This window comes from Methylosinus sp. DMC45 (genome assembly GCF_056313885.1).
The window spans coordinates 1-1958 of record NZ_JBQUZK010000001.1 but is presented as its reverse complement, the minus strand read 5'-3'; the positions used below and the strand labels follow the sequence as shown (position 1 = coordinate 1958).

Here is a 1958-nt window from a genome sequence, read left to right as displayed (position 1 = left end):
GCATTCGGCCTCACGGCGCCGAGGATTCTCCCGGCGCTGTCGACAACGCCCCACAAATAGCCCGAGATCGACGCGACGGAACCATCGAAATTGGCGCCGCCGATTCCGCCGACGGTGAGCTTTTGCCGGCCGAAGGCGTCAAAGCTCTCGACGAGGCCGGAACCAGGCGTCACGAATTTGCCCGACCATCGCGCCGTCGCATCGCAGCCGGCCAACATGCGGCCCGATGCGTCCAGCACGCCGTAGATAAATCCGCTCGCGGCTGTGAAGCTCGTGTCCAGCGTCTTTCCGGGGCCGCCGGTCGGGGCCGAGAATTGATAGGAGGCGACGCCGGAATTGTTGAGGTAGACGTCCGACGCCATGCCGGAATAGGCCGACGGCCGCACGGTGAAATAGGCGCCCGCGGCGACGTCGGAGAGGCCTGCCGCGACGTTGGAATAGTAAGGCGCGACGCGCAGCTTCAATGCGGCGAATTGTGCGATCAGCACGTCGATGGAAAGATCGCTGATCCAAGGCCAACCGCCCGCGCCGTCCGAGTGATAGACGCCATTGCGATCGGCGGAGCCGCCGGCGTCGGCCGTCGTCGACTCATCGCCGCCCGTGCTGGCATAGGTGACGGTCGTTGCATTCGGCACGCTCGCGACCGTCACGCGGCCATTGTAGCCGGAGCCTGAGAGGCCGCGCTGATTATACGCATTGCCGACGCTCAAGCCATGTGCGGCGGCATAGACGACAGTCGCGACATTGGAGGAGCGGGCGCGCGAGACCGTCGTTCCGATCGCGTCGGCATAGACATGCGCCTCCTTGTCGGCTGGCGCTGTCGTAATCATCGCCAGCTCGCTCAGCAGCTTCTTAGCGATGGCTGCGCCGGTGAGCAGATTCCATAACGCGCCGTCGTAGCCATAGAGCTCGACCTCATCGAGCACGAAGGCCGTATAGCCGGCGGTCGGCGCGGTGAAGACATAGGCCGAGCCGGAATATTCCGCGACCTTTCCCGCCTGGCCGCTGAACACGCCCGTGCCGCCGGCCGGCACGATCCATTTTTGTCCGGCGCTCGGGCTCGCCGGCGGCGTCGCGACCGTGCGCGACTGGACGCCGGCGACGGGCGCCGAATAGCGCGCGAGGATCTCAGAGGCGATGGCGGGGCCGATCCCACGAATGTCGGACTTCGCGGGCTCGTTCGGACCTGAGGAGGCGACGCCATCGTCCTTGTAATCGCGGTAGATGGTCGCGAAGAGTGCGGCGAGATCGGTCATGAGGCGGGGCTTTCCCTTGGTCGCGCCGAAGCGCGATCTTCAGAAGGTCGTGATGGTGAGGAAGGAGGAGGGCGAGGGATTGCCCGGATTGCCCGCCGTGGAGACGAGCCAGCACTGGACCTCGAAACGCTGCGGCGTGCCGGTGACGCCGGTTATGGCCGGCGAGGTCGCGGAATAGAGTGAGATGGACGAGTAGTTCGACCAGATCGTCCAAGAGCCGTCGCCGAGCGGCGCGCCTGTCGAAACGTCGACGGGCCGCGAGCGAAAGCGCGTGTAGCTCGACGTGTCGCCATTGGTCGGCGCCGAGGCGCCGCCGTCAAAATGCGCGACCGCGAGAATTTCCGCCGTCGTCGAGGTGAGCACGGTCGACGACAAAGCCGGCGCGTCGGGAGTCGGCGGGGCGTAAGGATTGACCAGCGTGATTCCGGGCAGGCTCGGATTGATCGCGTCGCGCGGCGAGATCACATCCGCATACATATCTGCGGTGACTAGGTGGAAGACGCCCTGAACGCTGGAGCCGTTCGCGAGCGTCAGCTGCATGACGCGGAACACCGCGTCTATTCCATAGCGCGCGGAGGTGATGCGCACGACGCGCTCGCCATCGGCCTCGAGCATGCGCAGCGGACCCGTCGCCGTCAGCTTCATCGGCGTGTTCTGGCGCTTTTGCGCACGGTAGCCGAGGGCGTAGGCCTGCTCGTCACT

Annotated in this window: 2 protein-coding genes; both read right to left on the bottom strand. The window is 65.8% G+C overall.

Annotated elements, in window-relative coordinates; translation table 11 throughout:
* Window positions 1-1256 (bottom strand): DUF2793 domain-containing protein (locus tag ACT53T_RS00010; RefSeq protein ID WP_476159330.1); only part of this gene is annotated, 1256 nt, incomplete at its 3' end.
* A gap of 39 nt (window positions 1257-1295) precedes the next feature.
* Window positions 1296-1958: hypothetical protein (locus ACT53T_RS00005; RefSeq protein ID WP_476159329.1), on the bottom strand; the 663-nt coding region annotated here is incomplete at its 5' end.